General features: G+C 48.9%; 15 protein-coding genes. 9 read left to right on the forward strand and 6 right to left on the reverse strand.

Features of this window, described 5'->3' with window-relative positions; all coding sequences use genetic code 11:
• Positions 1–94 precede the first annotated feature (94 nt).
• Positions 95–397 (reverse strand): DUF2098 family protein, encoded by a 303-nt coding sequence (locus tag T502_RS01390; RefSeq protein WP_042705278.1) that lies wholly within the window; start codon positions 395–397, stop codon positions 95–97.
• 67 nt (positions 398–464) lie between these two features.
• On the opposite strand from T502_RS01390, the gene T502_RS01395 reads away from it, so the two are divergent.
• Positions 465–1,754, forward strand: a complete 1,290-nt coding sequence (locus T502_RS01395; protein WP_042705459.1) for a YcaO-like family protein — start codon at positions 465–467, stop codon at positions 1,752–1,754.
• Positions 1,755–1,882: 128 nt separating this feature from the next.
• Here T502_RS01395 and T502_RS01400 read toward each other — a convergent pair whose 3' ends face one another.
• Entirely contained in the window at positions 1,883–4,495 is a 2,613-nt protein-coding gene (locus tag T502_RS01400; protein ID WP_042705279.1) for an oligosaccharyl transferase, archaeosortase A system-associated, read from the reverse strand.
• 195 nt (positions 4,496–4,690) lie between these two features.
• On the opposite strand from T502_RS01400, the gene T502_RS01405 reads away from it, so the two are divergent.
• From T502_RS01405 to T502_RS01415, 3 genes are all read left to right on the forward strand, one after another.
• Positions 4,691–5,305: an acyltransferase gene (locus tag T502_RS01405; protein ID WP_052358962.1), complete on the forward strand. Its 615-nt coding sequence runs from the start codon at positions 4,691–4,693 to the stop codon at positions 5,303–5,305.
• 10 nt (positions 5,306–5,315) lie between these two features.
• A complete protein-coding gene (locus T502_RS01410) occupies positions 5,316–6,425 on the forward strand; it encodes a DegT/DnrJ/EryC1/StrS family aminotransferase (protein ID WP_052358964.1) in 1,110 nt (369 codons plus the stop codon).
• A 145-nt stretch (positions 6,426–6,570) separates the two neighbouring features.
• Entirely contained in the window at positions 6,571–7,569 is a 999-nt protein-coding gene (locus T502_RS01415) for a Gfo/Idh/MocA family protein (protein WP_042705280.1), read from the forward strand.
• Between the two features lie 21 nt (positions 7,570–7,590).
• On the opposite strand, the gene T502_RS01420 is transcribed toward T502_RS01415, so the two are convergent.
• Both T502_RS01420 and T502_RS01425 read right to left on the reverse strand, forming a co-directional pair.
• Complete coding sequence (locus T502_RS01420) at positions 7,591–8,751, reverse strand: glycosyltransferase family 4 protein (protein WP_042705281.1); 1,161 nt, start codon at positions 8,749–8,751, stop codon at positions 7,591–7,593.
• 52 nt (positions 8,752–8,803) lie between these two features.
• Positions 8,804–10,168, reverse strand: coding sequence for a tRNA(Ile)(2)-agmatinylcytidine synthase (locus tag T502_RS01425; RefSeq protein WP_245597731.1), 1,365 nt, complete (start codon positions 10,166–10,168; stop codon positions 8,804–8,806).
• Positions 10,169–10,438: 270 nt separating this feature from the next.
• Between T502_RS01425 and T502_RS01430 the strand changes: the two genes are divergently transcribed.
• Positions 10,439–11,512, forward strand: a complete 1,074-nt coding sequence (locus T502_RS01430; protein ID WP_042705282.1) for a transcriptional regulator — start codon at positions 10,439–10,441, stop codon at positions 11,510–11,512.
• 155 nt (positions 11,513–11,667) lie between these two features.
• Positions 11,668–13,329 (forward strand): thermosome subunit alpha, encoded by a 1,662-nt coding sequence (gene thsA / locus T502_RS01435; RefSeq protein ID WP_042705283.1) that lies wholly within the window; start codon positions 11,668–11,670, stop codon positions 13,327–13,329.
• Positions 13,330–13,520: 191 nt separating this feature from the next.
• Here the strand turns inward: thsA and T502_RS01440 are convergent, their stop codons facing one another.
• Together T502_RS01440 and T502_RS01445 are read right to left on the reverse strand one after the other, a co-directional pair.
• Positions 13,521–13,997 (reverse strand): hypothetical protein, encoded by a 477-nt coding sequence (locus tag T502_RS01440; protein ID WP_042705284.1) that lies wholly within the window; start codon positions 13,995–13,997, stop codon positions 13,521–13,523.
• 117 nt (positions 13,998–14,114) lie between these two features.
• A complete protein-coding gene (locus T502_RS01445) occupies positions 14,115–14,987 on the reverse strand; it encodes a methanogenesis marker 12 protein (protein ID WP_042705285.1) in 873 nt (290 codons plus the stop codon).
• A gap of 263 nt (positions 14,988–15,250) precedes the next feature.
• Between T502_RS01445 and T502_RS01450 the strand changes: the two genes are divergently transcribed.
• From T502_RS01450 to T502_RS08990, 3 genes are all read left to right on the forward strand, one after another.
• On the forward strand, positions 15,251–16,561 hold the full coding sequence (locus T502_RS01450; protein WP_042705286.1) for an ATP-binding protein: 1,311 nt from the start codon (positions 15,251–15,253) through the stop codon (positions 16,559–16,561).
• A 229-nt stretch (positions 16,562–16,790) separates the two neighbouring features.
• On the forward strand, positions 16,791–17,396 hold the full coding sequence (locus T502_RS01455) for an archaellin/type IV pilin N-terminal domain-containing protein (protein WP_042705463.1): 606 nt from the start codon (positions 16,791–16,793) through the stop codon (positions 17,394–17,396).
• Positions 17,397–17,547: 151 nt separating this feature from the next.
• Positions 17,548–17,700: a hypothetical protein gene (locus T502_RS08990; protein WP_169736967.1), complete on the forward strand. Its 153-nt coding sequence runs from the start codon at positions 17,548–17,550 to the stop codon at positions 17,698–17,700.
• Positions 17,701–17,731 lie beyond the last annotated feature (31 nt).

The following is a 17,731-nucleotide window of genomic DNA, read 5'->3' on the forward strand; positions in this document are numbered from 1 at the left end:
TAACAATTTTTACGAATATTCAATCTACGAATATTCAAAAGATATGGAATTTGTGTGAAGGATAAATAATTCTCAATACTGTTTACTATTCCGATTATCCGGCGCCGACGCCGTTTACGTTGTCGAATGCGTCGCTTATATCCTTGGCATTCATGTCTTCCGCACGCTTGAGCCTGTCAAGATCGGAGAACTCTTCTCTTACCTGCTTTTCGGCAACGGCTTCGGCGCGGATGAGTTTGTCGATTCGGTATCTCAGTCCGGTCGAATCGAGTGTCGCATATATTCCGCCGATACCCGTACCTTCGTCGGGAATATTTTCAAGCGCAACCACGCGCCCCGTTGTTCCCGTGCTCGGATACCTCACGATATCTCCGACGGCAATTTCACCTTCTTTCATCAGATGATATTTTGTGTCTTACGAAAATATAAGCATTGATATAAACATTAAAGTCGAATTTTTTTCAATGAGCGTTATCACAATCAATAAAGTCAAAAAAACGGATACTGCCGCAGAAGACGGATACTGCCGCAGATCAAAGAGTTCCGGGGAGACCGCGGAGATTTTAAAGCCTCTCATGCAGGACATCGGCGCTATCGACTTCTTTGAGATAACATCACTTGACAGACTCGGAATACCCGTCTATACAATAGCAAGACCGCGTGCGGCATGGGGCGGGGCACGCATCCACACGGCCGCGGGCGTCACCCCCGCAGATGCCAAGGCGGCATCGCTCATGAGCGCAGTCGAACGCTTCAGCTCCGAATACAGAAACGACGCAATGGAGTTTTCAAGCTACGAAAGACTGGGTCTTACACGTGCCCTCGACCCCGCGGAACTCATACTTCCGCGATCCCTTGAAATCGGCGAAGAACTTCACTGGGTTTTGGCAACCGACCTTATGAGCGGGTTTGACACGGATGTGCCGGAATCAGGAACAGAAGGAGAAACGGAGAACATAACCGATGATTTCACTCTGACCGACTGCGCAGAGATGTATATCCCCGCAAACGCGGTATTCCACCCCTACGACCCGCTCGGAATGGCGCAGCAGCTCTTCAGGAGCGATTCCAACGGTCTCGGCGCGGGAAACACGACGGAAGAGGCAATATATCATGCGCTCTGCGAGGTCATAGAGCGCGATGCGCTGAGCGCCGCCGAGAAAAGCCGCAACCTGGGGAAGAGAGTCATAATCGACGATAACGCGCCGCAGGTCTTAAGGAACCTTCTCGCAACCTTCGAGAATAACGGCATCGGCATAAATCTCTGGAGTCTGCCGTCAAAAGGAGCGGGCGTGACCGTCGCCGCCGCCTGCGACGATTACACGACCCGCGATCCAGCCATGCTTGTCACCGGATCGGCATACGACCTCTCACCGGTTAATGCCGCAATTAAGGCACTCATCGATGTGGCACAGAGGCGTGCCTCACGCTTAAACGGCGAGTATGCCGATAAGAACGCCGATCAGAAATCGCTTCTCGAGAGAGCCGGTTATGACAGACTTAAAAGAATCAACTCAATGTGGTTCGGGTCCGCGAATGCCGAATGCGAGACATGCCGCATCTCCGAACTGCCCGATCCGAGCACGGATTACATCAACCGCGACATAGGAATCATTCTCTCATCGATTCGCGACAGCGCTGAATTTGTTTTTGTCGCCGATCTCACAAAGGTAATGCCTGCGGTTCGTGTGGTTATCCCCGGCTTTGAGATATCCTGCGTTGATCCGTCAAGAGTAAAGAAGACAAACCGATAACAATCCTATCACAATTCAATAACACAATAACAATCCAATATCTGAATAACAAAAAACAGAAAATAATTTTGAAATGATTTTATCGGATTTTTAAAAAATATTGGATTTTTTTCTTTTTTAGCCGGCGGTCAGTTCACGCTAAGACCGTTCATCACGGCATCCTCGCTTACCTTAAAGGTCTGCTGTGTGCCGCGGATTCTGTAGTCACCGAGAACCTTGGTTCCGTAGTTGTTTCCGGTTGTGGAATACGGAACCGTGAAGTAACCGTCCGTGCTGCGCTGCGAATAGGTAAACTTACGTCCCTGATCGGACTCGAGATCAATCTCGATTATACCGTCGCCTTTAACCTTCGCACCTTTTACATATTCAAAGACCTTGACATATTTTAAGGTTGTAGCTGCGCTGAACGGCGACGAGGGCGATTCATGGATAAGTCTGTAGTGCTCCAGTGCCGGAACTTCACCCGACGGTGCCGTCAGTGAAAGACTGTATATTCCCGCCCCGTATCCTGCCCTGGCATTTGCATTGTATGCATCAACCGCTGCCTTTGCATCGGCATAGCTCATCTCCCTAGCATCGGTAACAATCGGGATGGGTATTGAGTAGAGGCTGCCGTCAACGTACTCAACATAGTATACGGAAGTCGGTTCAACCATGGAGCCGTCAAGGTTGTGCAGCCTCGAGATCATCGTATTGTAATACTTCTCCGAGTAGAGGTTTCCGGTACTGATTGAGTTATCCGGATTTATCATGGCGAAAGTCTGCTGATACTGACCCGTACCCGCACTCGAATTATACCATGTGCACATTGCCCAGAACTTCGCCGTGTCCATCTCGGCATCCGTGATTACATAGCGTGTATCCAGGTTGTCAAGTATGGCGTTGGACGCCGCTTCATCCTGCTGAATGAAGTATGCCGCAGCCCCGTTAGGACCTGCGACACCACGTTGGAACGGGTTGGAATTCGGCGCTCGCTTGGATATGAAGGTTATCCAGTGTCCGTAATCCCACCATGTCATTATGCCGTAGGCCTCTTCCGGATTCTCATACGAGTCTCGTGTGTATATTGCGTAGTAATCAATGCCCGTATCGGGTGTATTCTCACCCATCCAGCTCAGGGCTTCTTCCCAGTCGGGTGTCATGCCGCCCTGTTTCATCGCATTTCCTAGGGCAATATCATGTGTTGCCGAGAAATATACGAACGGTATCGAGAGAAGAACTGCAAAGATTAATACGCCTGCGGATAACAGGTTTGCATGATCTTTTTTAGAGACGGGTTTTGCTTTCTTTGCCGACTTCTTTGATTTTTTGCCCGCGGCAGTCTCTTCGGCATTATCCTCCGAGGCTGAAGCAGTCTCAGTTTCTGAAGGCTTCCCGGACTTTTCCGACTTTATTCCTATAAGAAGCAGAAGATCCTTCAGACCGTATTCCGCAGCCCATGCTACGAAGATACCGCCCAGAAGTGCGACGTTAACGGCAAGATAATACTCGTATCTTATCTGAATCGTCGTCGCATAGAGCATCATCAGTGACCATATTATGACAAAAAGATAGATCTGTTTGGATTCTTTCACGAATCTGTAAGCCGCCGCTATGAAACCCAGAACCATGAGGATAAGTCCGAAGTTGAAGGATGACCATGCACCGTCAAACTCCCAGTGCTTTGCCTCCTGAATTGTAAGGAGATTCGCACTGTATCCGAAGAATGAATTTAATCCGTTGATGACGAATGCATAGATCTCGGGAGTTACAAAGATAACAAACAGGAATCCGGCAACGCACATGCCTGCGATTGCACCCGCATAATATGAGAGAGGTTTCTCTCTGAGACCGCGTTCAATTACGTATAATACAAGGGTTGCAAGAATGAGTGCGATATAAGCTACGGGATGTCCTAAAGAGTACCATGAGAGCACCATACCTGTATGGTGAAGACCTATTATGAAGAATCCGAGTATCGCAACTCCGAATGTGACAACGTTGAGCAACACGAGGTATTCGGTTGTCCTGCCTTTTATTCTGTCCCAGATAAATTGAATACCTGTATATATTGCGGCAATAAGGGCATACAGAATCATTGTCGGCATATTGGCAAGACCTATGACATATGCGATACCGCATAAGACCGCTATCAGTGCGGGGATTTTCAGGCTTTCTTTATCGCCGAAATCTATGGGATGCTCTCTTACATATGCTAGATAAGCAATATACATCAGACAGAAAAGTGCGCCGAAGAAGGTCTCGGCGACATGGTGATCGACGAAACCGAATAAAGAACGATAAAGGAACTGACCGGCGACGATTGCCGTGAAGAGTGCGGTTATGATACCTGTCTTCCAGTCTTCAACCTTTGCTCCGACAAAGTACATAAGTACCACGGTTGCGGCACCCATCAGCGCCGGCAATGTGGATGAGACATACATTATGTCGTAACGTGTTGCCGCGCCGGCGATTATACACATGATTGATGCAATCATCGGGAAGAGCGGACCCCAGAAGTTGTCCATACCATACGGATAATATGTCATCGGGTCAAACCACGGATACTGAAGAGAGTTGGCAGTCATTGACTCTATCTGTCTCAACATGTACCACGGGTCGTTTCCGAGCAGATTTGGCAGGGTCTCCGTAAATAACCCGTCTGCCGGAAGCATCCTCACCCAGAGTGCAAATGCCGTAAATACGGCAAGCAGGACAATGAGGATAATATTTCTCAACTTTGCAATTTCGGATATATCCATAAATTATTCCTTATTGATATCTAGATTTGAATCTTTTATAGATTTTTATGACTTATACACCATATCTCGATTTAGATCAAGATTCATCATTGCAGCAATTCCTGCTGAATCAGATAAAGAAATAAGCATTATCAGATAGAAATTATATCAGATTGTTAAATCTTTAAAACGTTCAAACGTTCACCAGGTCGATTTATGGAAACTCTAATAACAGGCAAAAATCCGAAGATAGGTAAATATGCCATCCTCGGCGAAGATCCTGATAAAATAACCGAACCTCTGGTTATCGGGGACAACTGCAATATACGCTCGCATACCGTAATCTACAAAGGCAATCGTATAGGCGACAATTTTCAGACAGGTCACGGTGCAATGATTCGTGAGGAGAATGTAATCGGCGACAACGTAAGTATCGGCACACACAGCATAGTTGAGTGCGGAAATACCATAGGAAACAATGTAAGGATACATTCGAACTGTTTTATTCCGGAATTTGTAGTCATAGAGGATAATGCCTGGATAGGTCCTTGTGTTGCAATCTTAAACACACTTCATCCGCCGTGCCCGAATTTCAGCAACTGTGCCAAAGGTGTTGTCATAGGAAAAGGTGCAAAGATAGGCGGAAACGTGACCATAGGACCTAAAGTAAAGATCGGTGCAGGCGCTGTAATCGGTTTCGGCTCGGTTGTGGTCGATGATATCCCAGAAAATGCGGTTGCGGTCGGCAACCCTGCCCGCGTCATAAAAGAAAAGACCGAATTGAACTGCGTGATGAAAAAATTTGAAAGACCGTATATGTGGGAACAATAAGGTGAAAATGATGGATAAATCAATAAAAAAGATAAATATGGCAGAGATGCTCTGCGACGACGAGATACAGAGTGCGGCGGCATCCGTTCTTAAGAGCGGGAACTACATCAAGGGCGAGCAGAACCGCGGCCTTGAGAAGGAATTTGCCGATTTCTGCGAGGTAAAACATGCCGTAACCGTAAATTCGGGAACAAACGCACTTATATTGGCGTTGAAATGCCTCGACATCAAACATGGAGATGAGGTGATTGTTCCGTCCCATACATTCATTGCCACCGCAAATTCGGTTCTTTTCTGCGGCGGCAGACCTGTTTTCGCCGATATCACCGGGGACAACATGACAATAGACCCCGAAGACATCAGAAAGAAGATAACGCCGAGAACAAAGGCAATTATACCCGTACACATCTACGGTCATCCCTGCAATATGGATGCAATAAAAGAGATTGCCGATGAAAAAGGACTCTATATTATTGAAGATGCCTGTCAGGCACACGGCGCGCTGTATAAAGGAAGAAAGATCGGATCCATCGGGGACGTAGCGGCATTCAGTTTCTTCCCGTCCAAGAATATGACGGTCTGCGGCGATGGTGGCGCCATAACCACTGGAAACGATGATTTTTACGAGATGGCATGCGCCCTTCGCGATCAGGGCAGAAAAGAGGGTGAGAAGTACCATCACGATTACCCGGGACTCAATCTGCGTCTCAGTGAAGTTCATGCCGCAATCGGAAGAGTGCAGTTGAAGCATCTTGCGGAATGGAACAGACAGAGGCGTATCAATGCCGCGTTTTACAGCAAATACTTTGAAGATTCAAAGAATGTCACTCTTACAAAAGAATCGAAGGATGTCGTGGCTGTATATCACCAGTATGTAATACGGGTAAACGACCGCGACAATCTTCAGAAATACTTAAAAGAAGCAGGTATCGCAACAGGCATTCATTACCCGCTCCCCGTGCATCTTCAGCCGGCAATGAAGGGGCTGACGACACCTGTCAGACTGCCGGTAACCGAGGCTGCCGCCGAAAAAATACTTTCAATACCCGTTCATCCGTTCCTTACGGTAGCCGAGCGTGAGTATATCGCCGAAAAAATCACTCAATTCCATGAGAACTGATTAGAATTGATTTTTTTGTGCGGTAACACAAACTACTTTTTTATTCAGATCATACATTAAACGGATAACGCAAACTGATAACGAGATTTGTTGAAAGATATTGATACTCGTTTAAACACTATACTTATTGTCAAAGGCATAAACCATGGTAGGAATAGGACTTATAGGCACGGGTTATTGGGGCAAAAACCACGCCAGAAACTGGAAAGAGATGCTCAAAGAAGGAATTATCGACAGATTAATCTTCTGCGACATCGACGAATCGCGCGTAAAGGAACTTGCAGGCGGAGAAGTCGAGTATACCACCGACTATAAGGAAATTCTCAAAAATCCCGAGATTAACGCCGTGGATATAGTAACGCCGTCGCATACGCATTTCCCGCTGGGACGCGATGCAATCCTTGCAGGAAAAGATGTCTTCGTCGAAAAGCCTATGACAATGAGTACTTCGGAAGCAAAGGACTTCGTAAAACTTGCGGAAGAGCATAAAAAAATCCTTATGCCGGGACATCTCTTCAGATATCATCCTGGTGTCACAAAAGTAAAAGAGATGATAGATAACGGCGATTTCGGACGTATTTACTATCTTTACACAAACCGTCTTGCATATTCCGCACCGCGCCGCGACATGGGCGTCATGTATGCTCTCGGGGTTCATGAGCTTGATCTCTACTGTTACCTGCTAGGCACGAATTACCCCAACATGGTCAAGATGACCGAAGGAACTTTTCTGCAGCCTAAAATTGAGGAATTTGCCAGCATTCTTATGGGATTTGACAACAAAATCTCGGGTTACGCCACTGAAAGCTGGATCTCTCCTTTTGACAGGAAGATGCGAAATCTTACCGTTGTCGGCAGTAAATTGTCTGTAAAAATCGACTACATGAAACACAACGAGATAGAGGTCTTTGACGGCGTTATAGAGACTCAGGAAGGAGATAACGGAATGTATCCTGTTGTGTCAAACGGAACCGTAAAGACCGTATCCATTCCGGAAAAAGAACCACTGAAGACCGAACTTACGGATTTCGTCAACAGCATTGTCACAAGAAAACAGCCGCTGTCAGACATGTATTCGGGTATGCGCGCTGTTGAGATGGTCGAAGAATGTCTGAAATACGGCTTCTTCAAGCCGTCAAAATAGGATATGCGAAAAATATGAAAATTATTCGGAACTCTTCTTTTCCTTTTCATCCAGTAGCTTGAAAAGTTCCTTTTCAATATCATCGGCGCGCTTATACCAGCTGTATTCACTGACATCCGGGGTGTATTCCCGCGGGTTGTCCATTATGTATTTGATTCTCTCGACAAACTGCTCATTGTTCTCATAGACAAAGGTATTGTCCCATCCGAGCGCCATTATTCCCGGCGCTGGCTTTATGAGCACCGGTTTGGCACATGCGGAATACTCAAAGAACTTGTTGGACATGGATATGCCGTACCATTCTTCGGATTTCAGCGGAATAATGCAGACATCCATTGCAGAGATATATTTCGGAAGTTCGGTGTGCTCGATAAGACCGGTAAATATTACACGGTCGGAAAGACCGAGATTCTCAGTCAGAGCTTTTAATTCATCAAGATAGTCGGTAAACAGCGATCCGCCGACAATAAGCAGTCTGGTTTTGTCATTGTATTTTATCAGTTCGCGAAGCGTTTTTATCACTTCATCAAGCTCGAATCTGCGTTCAATGCTGCCCAAAAAACCGATTACAAATTCATCGCGACTGATTCCGCAGAGGTTCTTTCCAATCATCGTGTCCATTGGCTTGAAATAATCGGTTGCAACGCCGTTGGGTATCATGCCGCATTCTATGCCCATATCATTGACCATTTCCTGAAGCTTGGGCGAGACCGTCGTTACTCTGTCACTGTGCTTTAAGTTGTATTTCGTGACGGCATAGACAAAGGAATGAACCATCTTTTTCAGTAAAGGATTTTTGTAATAGATTGCGGCGGAATCTGGGAACCAGTCCTTGAGGTCAAAAAGTACCGGAATATTATGTTTCTTTGCGGCTTTAAGCGCGGCGGTTCCCGCGAGAACATTGCCTGCCACAACAATATCTATCTTCTCGTCGCGGATTATTCTGTCCATTACTTTATAATGGTGATACGCGTTGAGCGCATAATGCAGGGCAGGACTCTTTTGGAAATACTTTGTTGCTTCATGAACTTTCAGACGGGTCTTTCGCTCGGGACCTTCGCTTACATGAAAATGCGGCACATGTATCTCATGCCTTTGTGCAAGATATTCAAAGATATAATGGTGCCTTGATGGGATCGGGTGATGGATATAGTCCTGTGTGGATACCAAAAGAATTCTCATGATTTTTCCCGCTGTTTTTTCTGATTTATACGTTTGAAAGAGCCATAAAGGTTTATTTATTCGCGCATTGATTCGCGCGCCGCACCAGCGGCATGGAAAGATGCCGTCTTGCAACCGGCGGCACCTCATACCATCCCTCGGCAATCCTGCGCGGGATCTCCGTAATCTCGGGTTCCATCGCCTTCGCGCCGCACTTCCTGCACTTATAGCCCTGACCGCGACCCGCGCTTGTCATCCTCTTGCCGCAGGCACATACCGGCGGCTTTGTAACCGTATCTTTTGCAAGACTCAGAACGCGGATCTTCTCGAGATTCAGACTGCCGTTCTTGTAACTGCCGCAGACTGTGATGAAATCACCGCGCCTCAGATTCCTTACGATATCCCTGAAATTCTTTGTCGGCTCATAAGCCATGCATTCGAGAACCCTGCCGGCATCCCCTTCGGCAATCGGCATATCCGTGACCTTAAGCAGGACATGGCCGCCCTCAAGAGTCGCCGGAGTCTCCAGAACATAGCAGGGCAGGCGGTATGAACAGCCCTCCTCAATAGTTGAAATATCGCCGTCAATCAGGTGGGCATCCGTGCCCTGATTCGTGCGCCAGATCATCTGCCGTTCGGGATTTTCGGAGATTATGCAGGACCGCGCCTTTGAGACCGCATCGGGAGAGTAGCCGCGGATGCCGAAGAGAACCGGGTCGGGGGTATGCGGCACGCAGACAACGGCGTCGTTGACGGGATCCACCGAGTCCCAGGTCTGCGGATATGTTTCCTTCTCCGCCCTGAATATCGAATCGCGGTCGAACTCCCGTATGCCCTTAGACTTAGGATTGCGGTATGCGAGAAGTTCATAGGTAAAATCCGGCAGGTCGGCGGAGACGGCCGCAGTCGCGCCGATAAGCCCGCGACCGAGTTTCCAGCCGCGATACAGGACATCGGGTCTGCTGTCAAGAAGCGCCTTCACCTCATCGATTGTGCAGAAATGGCGGAGCGCCTTCTCATAGAATGCGTGGGATATCGGCGATTCGCAGACGACGGCGCCGGGGTTCGTCTTTTCGCAGTCAAACTCGGCGTATTCGTCGATAAGCCCGCAGACCAGTTCGAAGAGTTCTTTTTTCTCATCGGCAATACCCGGTTCGCGTTCACTGCCGTCCCCGTGCCCTCCGTCATTGCCGCGTTCTCCGCAGCGGCTTTCAAGGACTATGCAGACCGCCGCATTGCCGCGGGTCTTAAACGGCGCGTTAGGATTCAGGCGTATCAGAAGCCTGTCCGCGATTGTATAACCGAGATTTTCCAGTCGTTCGCAGAGCAGTGCGCCCAGATACGTGGTGCACATACCGTCGGGCGAGTCCGTATCATCGATACCGATACGAATCCGCGGAACCTTTGAAACGGTATCCCGATATATACTGCCTGCCATATAACAGATTTATATTCAACTTCGGCAATCATTAACCTGTGGAAAAACCGCATGAACCGTGCACCCGAAACGTGCGCAACGGCGCCGGCGCGCTCTCATTGCGTCGGGCGTATAGAGGCAGTTAAATCCGTGACGGGCAATCGGGGAGAGGTCGGATAAACAACCTAAACAGGTACGTAAAGGATATAGAGAGAATAAATAGAGAGAATAAAGAAAAGATCGGGAAGGGCAATCCTTATCTGTTAGTCTGATAATCATAATCTAATCAAAATGTCGCACGAAAGACTCCTTCAGACAGTTGTAAGCGTGCTGATAATGGCGGGCTACAACGTATCGGAGCGCTGTAAGATGCGCCCCCGCAGTTTTGATCTCATTGCGAGGAAGGGCGATACCATTATCATCGTAAAGATAGTGCCGCACATCGACAGCGTGGGAGAGGAGAGTGCGCATAACTTCGCGTTTATAGCAAAACACCTCAATGCGACGCCTATTATCATCGGCGAAAAGGCACGCGACTTTGAACTGGAACGCGGTGCGGTCTACCTGCGCTACGGCATAATCGCGACGAGCTCCACGACATTCTATGACTTCTTCGTAGACAACGTGCCGCCGCTCGTATACGCACAGCCCGGCGGTCTCTATGTCAATATCAACGGCTCCAAACTTCGCGAACTGCGCGAGAGCCGCAACATGTCGCTCGGCGATCTTGCGGGATCGCTCGGAGTCTCCAGAAGGACAATCTCAAAGTACGAGAGCGGCATGAGCACAACTCTGGATATCGCAATCAGGCTTGAGGAGATCTTCGACAGCGCCATCGTCGAGGCCATCAATCTGCTCTCGCACGGCAGTGCGGGCGGACTCGAGGCTCTGCTTGACTTCGGCGGCAAAGGAAAGGACTCCAAAAGATCAAAGACCGGCGTCGCGGGTCAGGCGGGCGGCAGCGAGATCGCGGGAATCGGTGCGGGTGCAACGGGTTCCGCCGCGGTCGAGAGCGGTAAGGGCACGGCTCTGAGCACCTCTTCGGATGCGCCGGGCGCCATTAAAATGCCGCAGGACTTCGAGAGGATGGGAATCATCACGCATACGATGCAGAGAGCACCATTCGAGGCACTCTGCTTCTATGAGGAATCCACGATTCTCACGGGATACGGCAGTTCGCAGAAAGCGCTCAAGCGCGCCGCACTCATAGGAAATATCTCGGATATCATAGACACGAAAGCAGTCTGCGTCCTCACCGACTATCAGAAGCGCAAGAAGATAGGCAGGACACTCATAATCAGCGAGGAGGAACTCGGAACACTCGACAACGGCTCCGAACTCATCGCGCTTATCGATGAGTCATAGACCGCTTATCGCAGTCACGGGATAAACCGCGGGATAAACGACCGATTCATCCCGTTCATTTTTCTGATTTTTCATGCATTGAACAACAGCAATACATAACTTTTATATAGAACTACAAACCACTTTTTTAGGATAATTTTAGGAGAATATAATCAATGGCAGCAAACCTTGGCGGACAGCCAATTTTTATATTAAAAGAAGGAAGCCAGCGCACACGCGGACGCGATGCGCAGAGCGGAAATATCGCGGCAGCTAAAGCAGTTGCGGGCGCAGTTCGTACGACACTCGGTCCGAAGGGCATGGACAAGATGCTCGTCGACACAATCGGCGACGTTGTAATCACAAACGACGGTGTAACAATCCTCAAAGAGATGGATATCGAGCACCCCGCGGCAAAGATGATGGTCGAGGTCGCAAAGACACAGGACGACGAGGTCGGCGACGGAACAACATCGGCAGTAGTCATCGCAGGTGAACTCTTAAAGCAGGCAGAGACACTTCTCGAGCAGGACGTTCACCCCACGGTAATCGCACACGGTTACAGACTTGCGGCCGACAAAGCACAGGAAATCATCAAATCAATAGCAATCGACGTAAAGCCGACCGACATTGCGATGCTCAAGGCAATCTCGGGAACGGCAATGACCGGCAAGGGCGCCGAGGCTGCAAAAGAGAAGCTCAACGAGCTTGTCGTCAAAGCAATCACAATGATCGCGGACCCCGACGGAACCGTTGACACAGACTTCGTAAAGGTCGAGAAGAAGGTCGGCGGCACAATCGACGCATCCGAACTTATCGAGGGTGTAGTCATCGATAAAGAGCGTGTCCACCCCGGCATGCCCAAGCAGGTCAAGAACGCAAAGATTCTTCTTTTAAACGCACCGGTCGAGTTCAAGAAGACCGAGGTCGACGCAGAGATCTCAATCACATCACCCGACCAGCTCCAGATGTTCCTTGACGAAGAAGAGAACATGATCAAGTCGATGGTCGACAAGATTGTAAAGTCGGGCGCCAACGTCCTTGTCTGTCAGAAAGGTATCGACGATATCGCACAGCACTACCTTGCAAAGGCAAAAGTCCTCGGTATCCGCCGTGTAAAGAAGTCGGATCTCGAGAAACTCTCACGCGCAACGGGCGCAACAATCATCTCGTCAATCGATGCAATCGAGGCTGCCGAACTCGGAAAGGCAGGTCTTGTAGAGGAGAAGAAGGTCGGCGGCGAGGAAATGATCTTTGTTACCGGATGTAAGAACCCCAAGGCGTGCACACTTATCGTCCGCGGCGGTACCGAGCATGTTGTCGACGAGCTTGACCGCGCACTCGAGGACGCTCTCCGCGTTGTCTCGGTTGCGGTCGAGGACAAGAAGTTCGTTGCGGCAGGAGGCGCACCGGAGATTGAGCTTTCACTCAGACTCCGCGAGTACGCAGCCACACAGGAAGGACGTGCACAGCTTGCAATCGAGGCATTTGCAGCTGCCGTTGAGATTATTCCGCGCACACTCGCAGAGAATGCGGGTCTTGACCCGATTGACATGGTCGGAAAACTCCGTGCCGAGCACGAGAGCAAGAAGAAGGACAGCAAGACATTCGGTCTTAACGTCTACGAAGGAAAGCCGGTCAACATGCTTAAGGCAGGCGTCGTTGAACCGATGCGTGTAAAGACACAGGCAATCGCATCCGCTGCGGAAGCGGCAATCATGATCTTAAGAATCGATGACGTAATCGCGGCTTCGAAGATGGGCGCGGGCGACGCACCCGAAGGCATGCCGGGCGGCGGCATGGGCGGAATGGGCGGCGGAATGCCCCCGATGATGTAAGCACCGCTAATATAACACACTGAATATACCAAAATCCCAAAGATACAAAATAAAATACAAAACCGAATAAAATACGAAAACAAAAAAACAAATCCCAAAAAACAAAAACCCAAAAATATTTTTTGAGTTTTTCTTTTTTCTCTTAACCGCTTTAACGGATTTAATTGTTTTAAAAATTATGGCATTAAGAATCAGAATTCTTTTGCGAATGCCTGTGAAAGTTTGGACATTGCGTATCTGAAGCCGCTCGAGTCGGTCAGTGTCTTGCCGTCTGGCAGAAGGCTTACCTCTTCCGTAATTCCGTTCAACTTAGAGAAATACTCTATTTTGTATCTCTGCGCATTCGTCGCATTGTCGGCACCGATGTATTCCCAGCCGAACGGCTCTTCAAAGAGATATTTGTCGCCGTTTTCGTAGAATATCAGAATACCTCTGCCTTCACCGACAAAGGAGTATTCAATCGAGTAGCCGTTGCCGTCGAATTTGTTCACTTTCCCGGTCGATACCCATGTTGCCTTTATAGTATCGGGAGATACGGGTTCCGCGGTCAGGGACGCTGCCGATGCCGTATCCGTGCCCTGAGAATCGGAGGCAACACCTGCGGAACCTGAAGGGTTAGGCGGGTTTGCGATTGAGGTGCATCCCGCGGAAAGGATCAGCGCCGCCATTGCGAGAGCAACGAGAACGGCTGTTGCGGAAAAGTTACTATATATGCATCTTTTTGTGCATCTTTTCATGCATTAATGTAGTAAAAAAAGTTATAAAAGGTTTTCAGAGTTCAAAGTTCACAGATTTACGTTCAGACCGAGGATGTTTTTCTTTCCGGAAAAGACGTCTTCGGCGATCATGGAAAGACCGCGTGCCGCACACCATTCGTCGTAGACCGCGACTTTTTCGCCCAGAAGGTCCTCGATTTCGCCGAAGACAACCGGCGCGAGACTTCCCGCGAGTGCGACCTTTGCGCCGCGGTTGAGGAGTTTGAGCGATGCGCATTCCATCGCCGCAAACATGGCAACCGTGCTGTTTTGAAGTTCTTCGGGGACGTTTGCGCCGGCGCCGGCGTGCATGAACGCGTCATTGGCGCTCCATTCGCCGTTGTCTATCTTCCTTATGCCGTCGACGTCGATTGCGCCGTGCGTGGTGCCGGGCGCAAATATACAGGCATCGAATGCGCCGACGACCTTACCGCCGCTGACAAGGAGCGAGACCGTATTCGAGCTTATATCCGATATTATGACGTCGCCGCCGAGGTCTTTCGTAACGGCGTAGGCAATCCCGAGTTTTTCGGGGCTTGTCTGATGCGAGTATACCTTGAATCGCGGGTCGGTCGGTGAATTTCTGTGAATGCCGGGGATGACCACCGCGGGTATGCCGCTGCGGGCTATCTCGTCATAGACCTTTGTGCCGCCGCCGATGTGCTCCCCCGCTCCTTCGCGGGTGACGATACCGCGGTTTTTGACGGCTCTGATATCGGTTATCTCCGAGATTGCATCGCCCATGGAGTAGCAGACGGCGATACCATCAATATCGTCAATGGGACATAGTTCCTCAAGCTGAGTATACTCAAAGGAGATTGCATCCCTGCGCGAGATTTTGAAATGATTGTTGCACGATGCAAAACGCATTGCGGTTGTTCCGTGATCAATGCCTATGAACATAACTTGAATACTCTTCGTTTTTTTAATGTATGAATCTTGGTAATCGATGTCGCAGGGACTTTTTTGAACAGGCGTCAGGGAACATGCCGAAAATTACTCCGTTTTGCCCGCGCATTTTTCAAAAATATCGACGCAGACACCTGAAAAAAAAGATCCCTCGAAAAAGTGTACTGTCACTACATTTTTTCGTGGGAAAAAGTGTTGTCTGAGTACACTTTTTCGTGGGAATTTATGTAGATGAAGATACAATATTACCATAAGATATGTATCGGGAACTTATCGGAGAACTTGCCGCGTGGAAAGACAGAGCCGACAGAAAGCCGCTTATAATCAGAGGAGCGCGTCAGGTCGGCAAAACATGGCTCATGAAGGAATTCGGAGATAAATACTACGCCAAGACCTATTACATCAACTTCGAGAACAGCGAAACCTTAAAAGGCATATTCGAGAGAGACATAAACCCCTCGACCGTAATCCCCAATCTGGAACTCTACCTCGGCGAAAAGATAGATGCGGAGGCATCCCTTCTGATATTCGACGAGATACAGGAGGTCCCGAGAGCGCTGACCTCCCTTAAGTACTTCTGCGAGGATGCGCCCGAATACAACATCATCTGCGCGGGATCGCTTCTCGGTGTGGCTCTTCATCAGGGCACATCCTTCCCCGTCGGTAAGGTGGAATTTCTATCGCTCTATCCGCTCTCGTTTACTGAATTCCTCATGGCAACGGGCAAGGAACAGTTCGCCGGGCTGATCAAGGACGGCAATTTCGATACCGTATCACGTTTCAGAGACATCTACATCGCGGCACTGAAAAGTTACTACTATATCGGCGGCATGCCCGAGGTTGTCGCCGATTTCGCAAAAAATGCCGATTATGAACGGGCACGCGAGATTCAGACGAGAATTATCGATGCATACGGGCAGGACTTATCAAAACATGCGCCGTCGCAGATAATTCCGCGAATCAGGATGATCTGGGACAGCATCCCCGCACAGCTCTCGAAGGAGAACAAGAAGTATATCTACGGACTCATAAAGGAAGGCGCACGCGCAAAGGACTTTGAACTTGCGCTTCTCTGGCTCTGCGACTGCGGACTGACATACAGAATCAACCGCGTAACCGCGCCGCGGATTCCTCTCAAGGCGTATGAGGACTTTAAGGCTTTCAAGCTCTTTGTCCTCGATGTCGGGCTTTTATCCTGCATGGTCTCACTGGACAGCGCGACGCTTTTAAACGGCAACACACTCTTTTCGGAGTTTAAAGGGGCACTTACGGAGCAGTTCGTCGCTCAGCAGATTATGAGGATGAAGGGTCTGGACTTATTCTACTGGACAAACGACAAGGGATCCGCCGAGATTGATTTTCTGACTTCGGTCGCCGTCGACCCCATACCGATTGAGGTCAAGGCGGAGGAAAATCTGCGGGCAAAGAGTCTGAAGACATTCAGAGAGAAGTTCGAGCCGAAAACTTCGGTAAGAGTCTCCATGTCGGATTTCAGGATAGACGGAGATCTGATAAATCTCCCGCTGTATGCCATTGAAGCACTTCCGAAGGCAGTCGCGAAGAAGTGATTTCAAAGAAGCGATTCACATAAAAAAAGGCATGCATAAACTATTCGGACATATTGTAATATTTCGGCAGCTGTGAAATATTCTTTCACCGCATTCCGAAGCCGCGCCGCATTTATTTCACTATCGCCGTTGACAATACGAAAATATCTTTATAGAGTGCGTTATTATAGTAACGTACTGATAACTCCGCAAATATATCCGCAAGAAATTCGGGGAGGGGCTCATGCATATGCGTTTGAACAGTGAAGAAGGCAGAGAAGAAGGTTTTACCGGACTTGAGGCGGCTATTGTCCTTATAGCGTTCGTAGTCGTAGCTTCGGTCTTCTCCTACGCCGTTCTGGGCGCAGGCTTTTACACCACTTCCAAGACGCAGGAGGTCATATATTCCGCCGTCGACAGCGCGGGCTCAACTCCGCAGCTTATGGGCAATGTCTACGGAATACGTGATAATGACGGAAAGCACCTTCACGGCGTCCAATACTCGGTCGTTCTCGCTTCCGGAGGCAAATACATCGATTTCAGCACGCTTGACGTAACATGGAGCACACCGAACGCAGTTACTTCACTTGCGGCAAACGAGCCCCTAATAGTCAACGGACGCAACGATGTCGTCATAGGTCATTGGGGAATTGTCGGAATTAAGCCCGACAGTGCCGCAGGGGACGTTTTCCTTGAGCCCAACGAGATATTTACCATATACGTAAATCCCAACAGTTCGGATGAGGTCGCCGTCGGAGAAAGATTCACCATCGAGATGAAATCTCCGAAATCCGGCGCATTCGCAATAACACGCACATGCCCCGATCAGCTCGACCCCATAACCGTGCTCAACTGAAATCATTTAAAAATCTATTTTTACGCTGTTATTTGCCATCCCCAATCCATATTCCTATTCATATCCGATTATCCTAACCCCATAAACGCAAGTATAATAACTACAGTCGCCATAAAAGACTGTTAACGAAGAAAAAAAGGAGAGCAGAAATATGTGTTCAGGAGCAGGACCAATCGACGTTGAACTCGCCGAAAGACTGAAAGGCAGGAAATACAAGTGCAAAAAATGCGGGGCAACCTTTGAAGCGGTGGGCAAACATCCCATGTGCCCCACATGCGAATCCGAAGACGTAGCCGAGGTCTGAAAAGACCTCAAACGTCTGTTAGGACAAAATT

The sequence above is a fragment of the Methanomicrobium mobile BP genome (genome assembly GCF_000711215.1).
GTDB classification, from domain to species: Archaea; Halobacteriota; Methanomicrobia; order Methanomicrobiales; family Methanomicrobiaceae; genus Methanomicrobium; species Methanomicrobium mobile.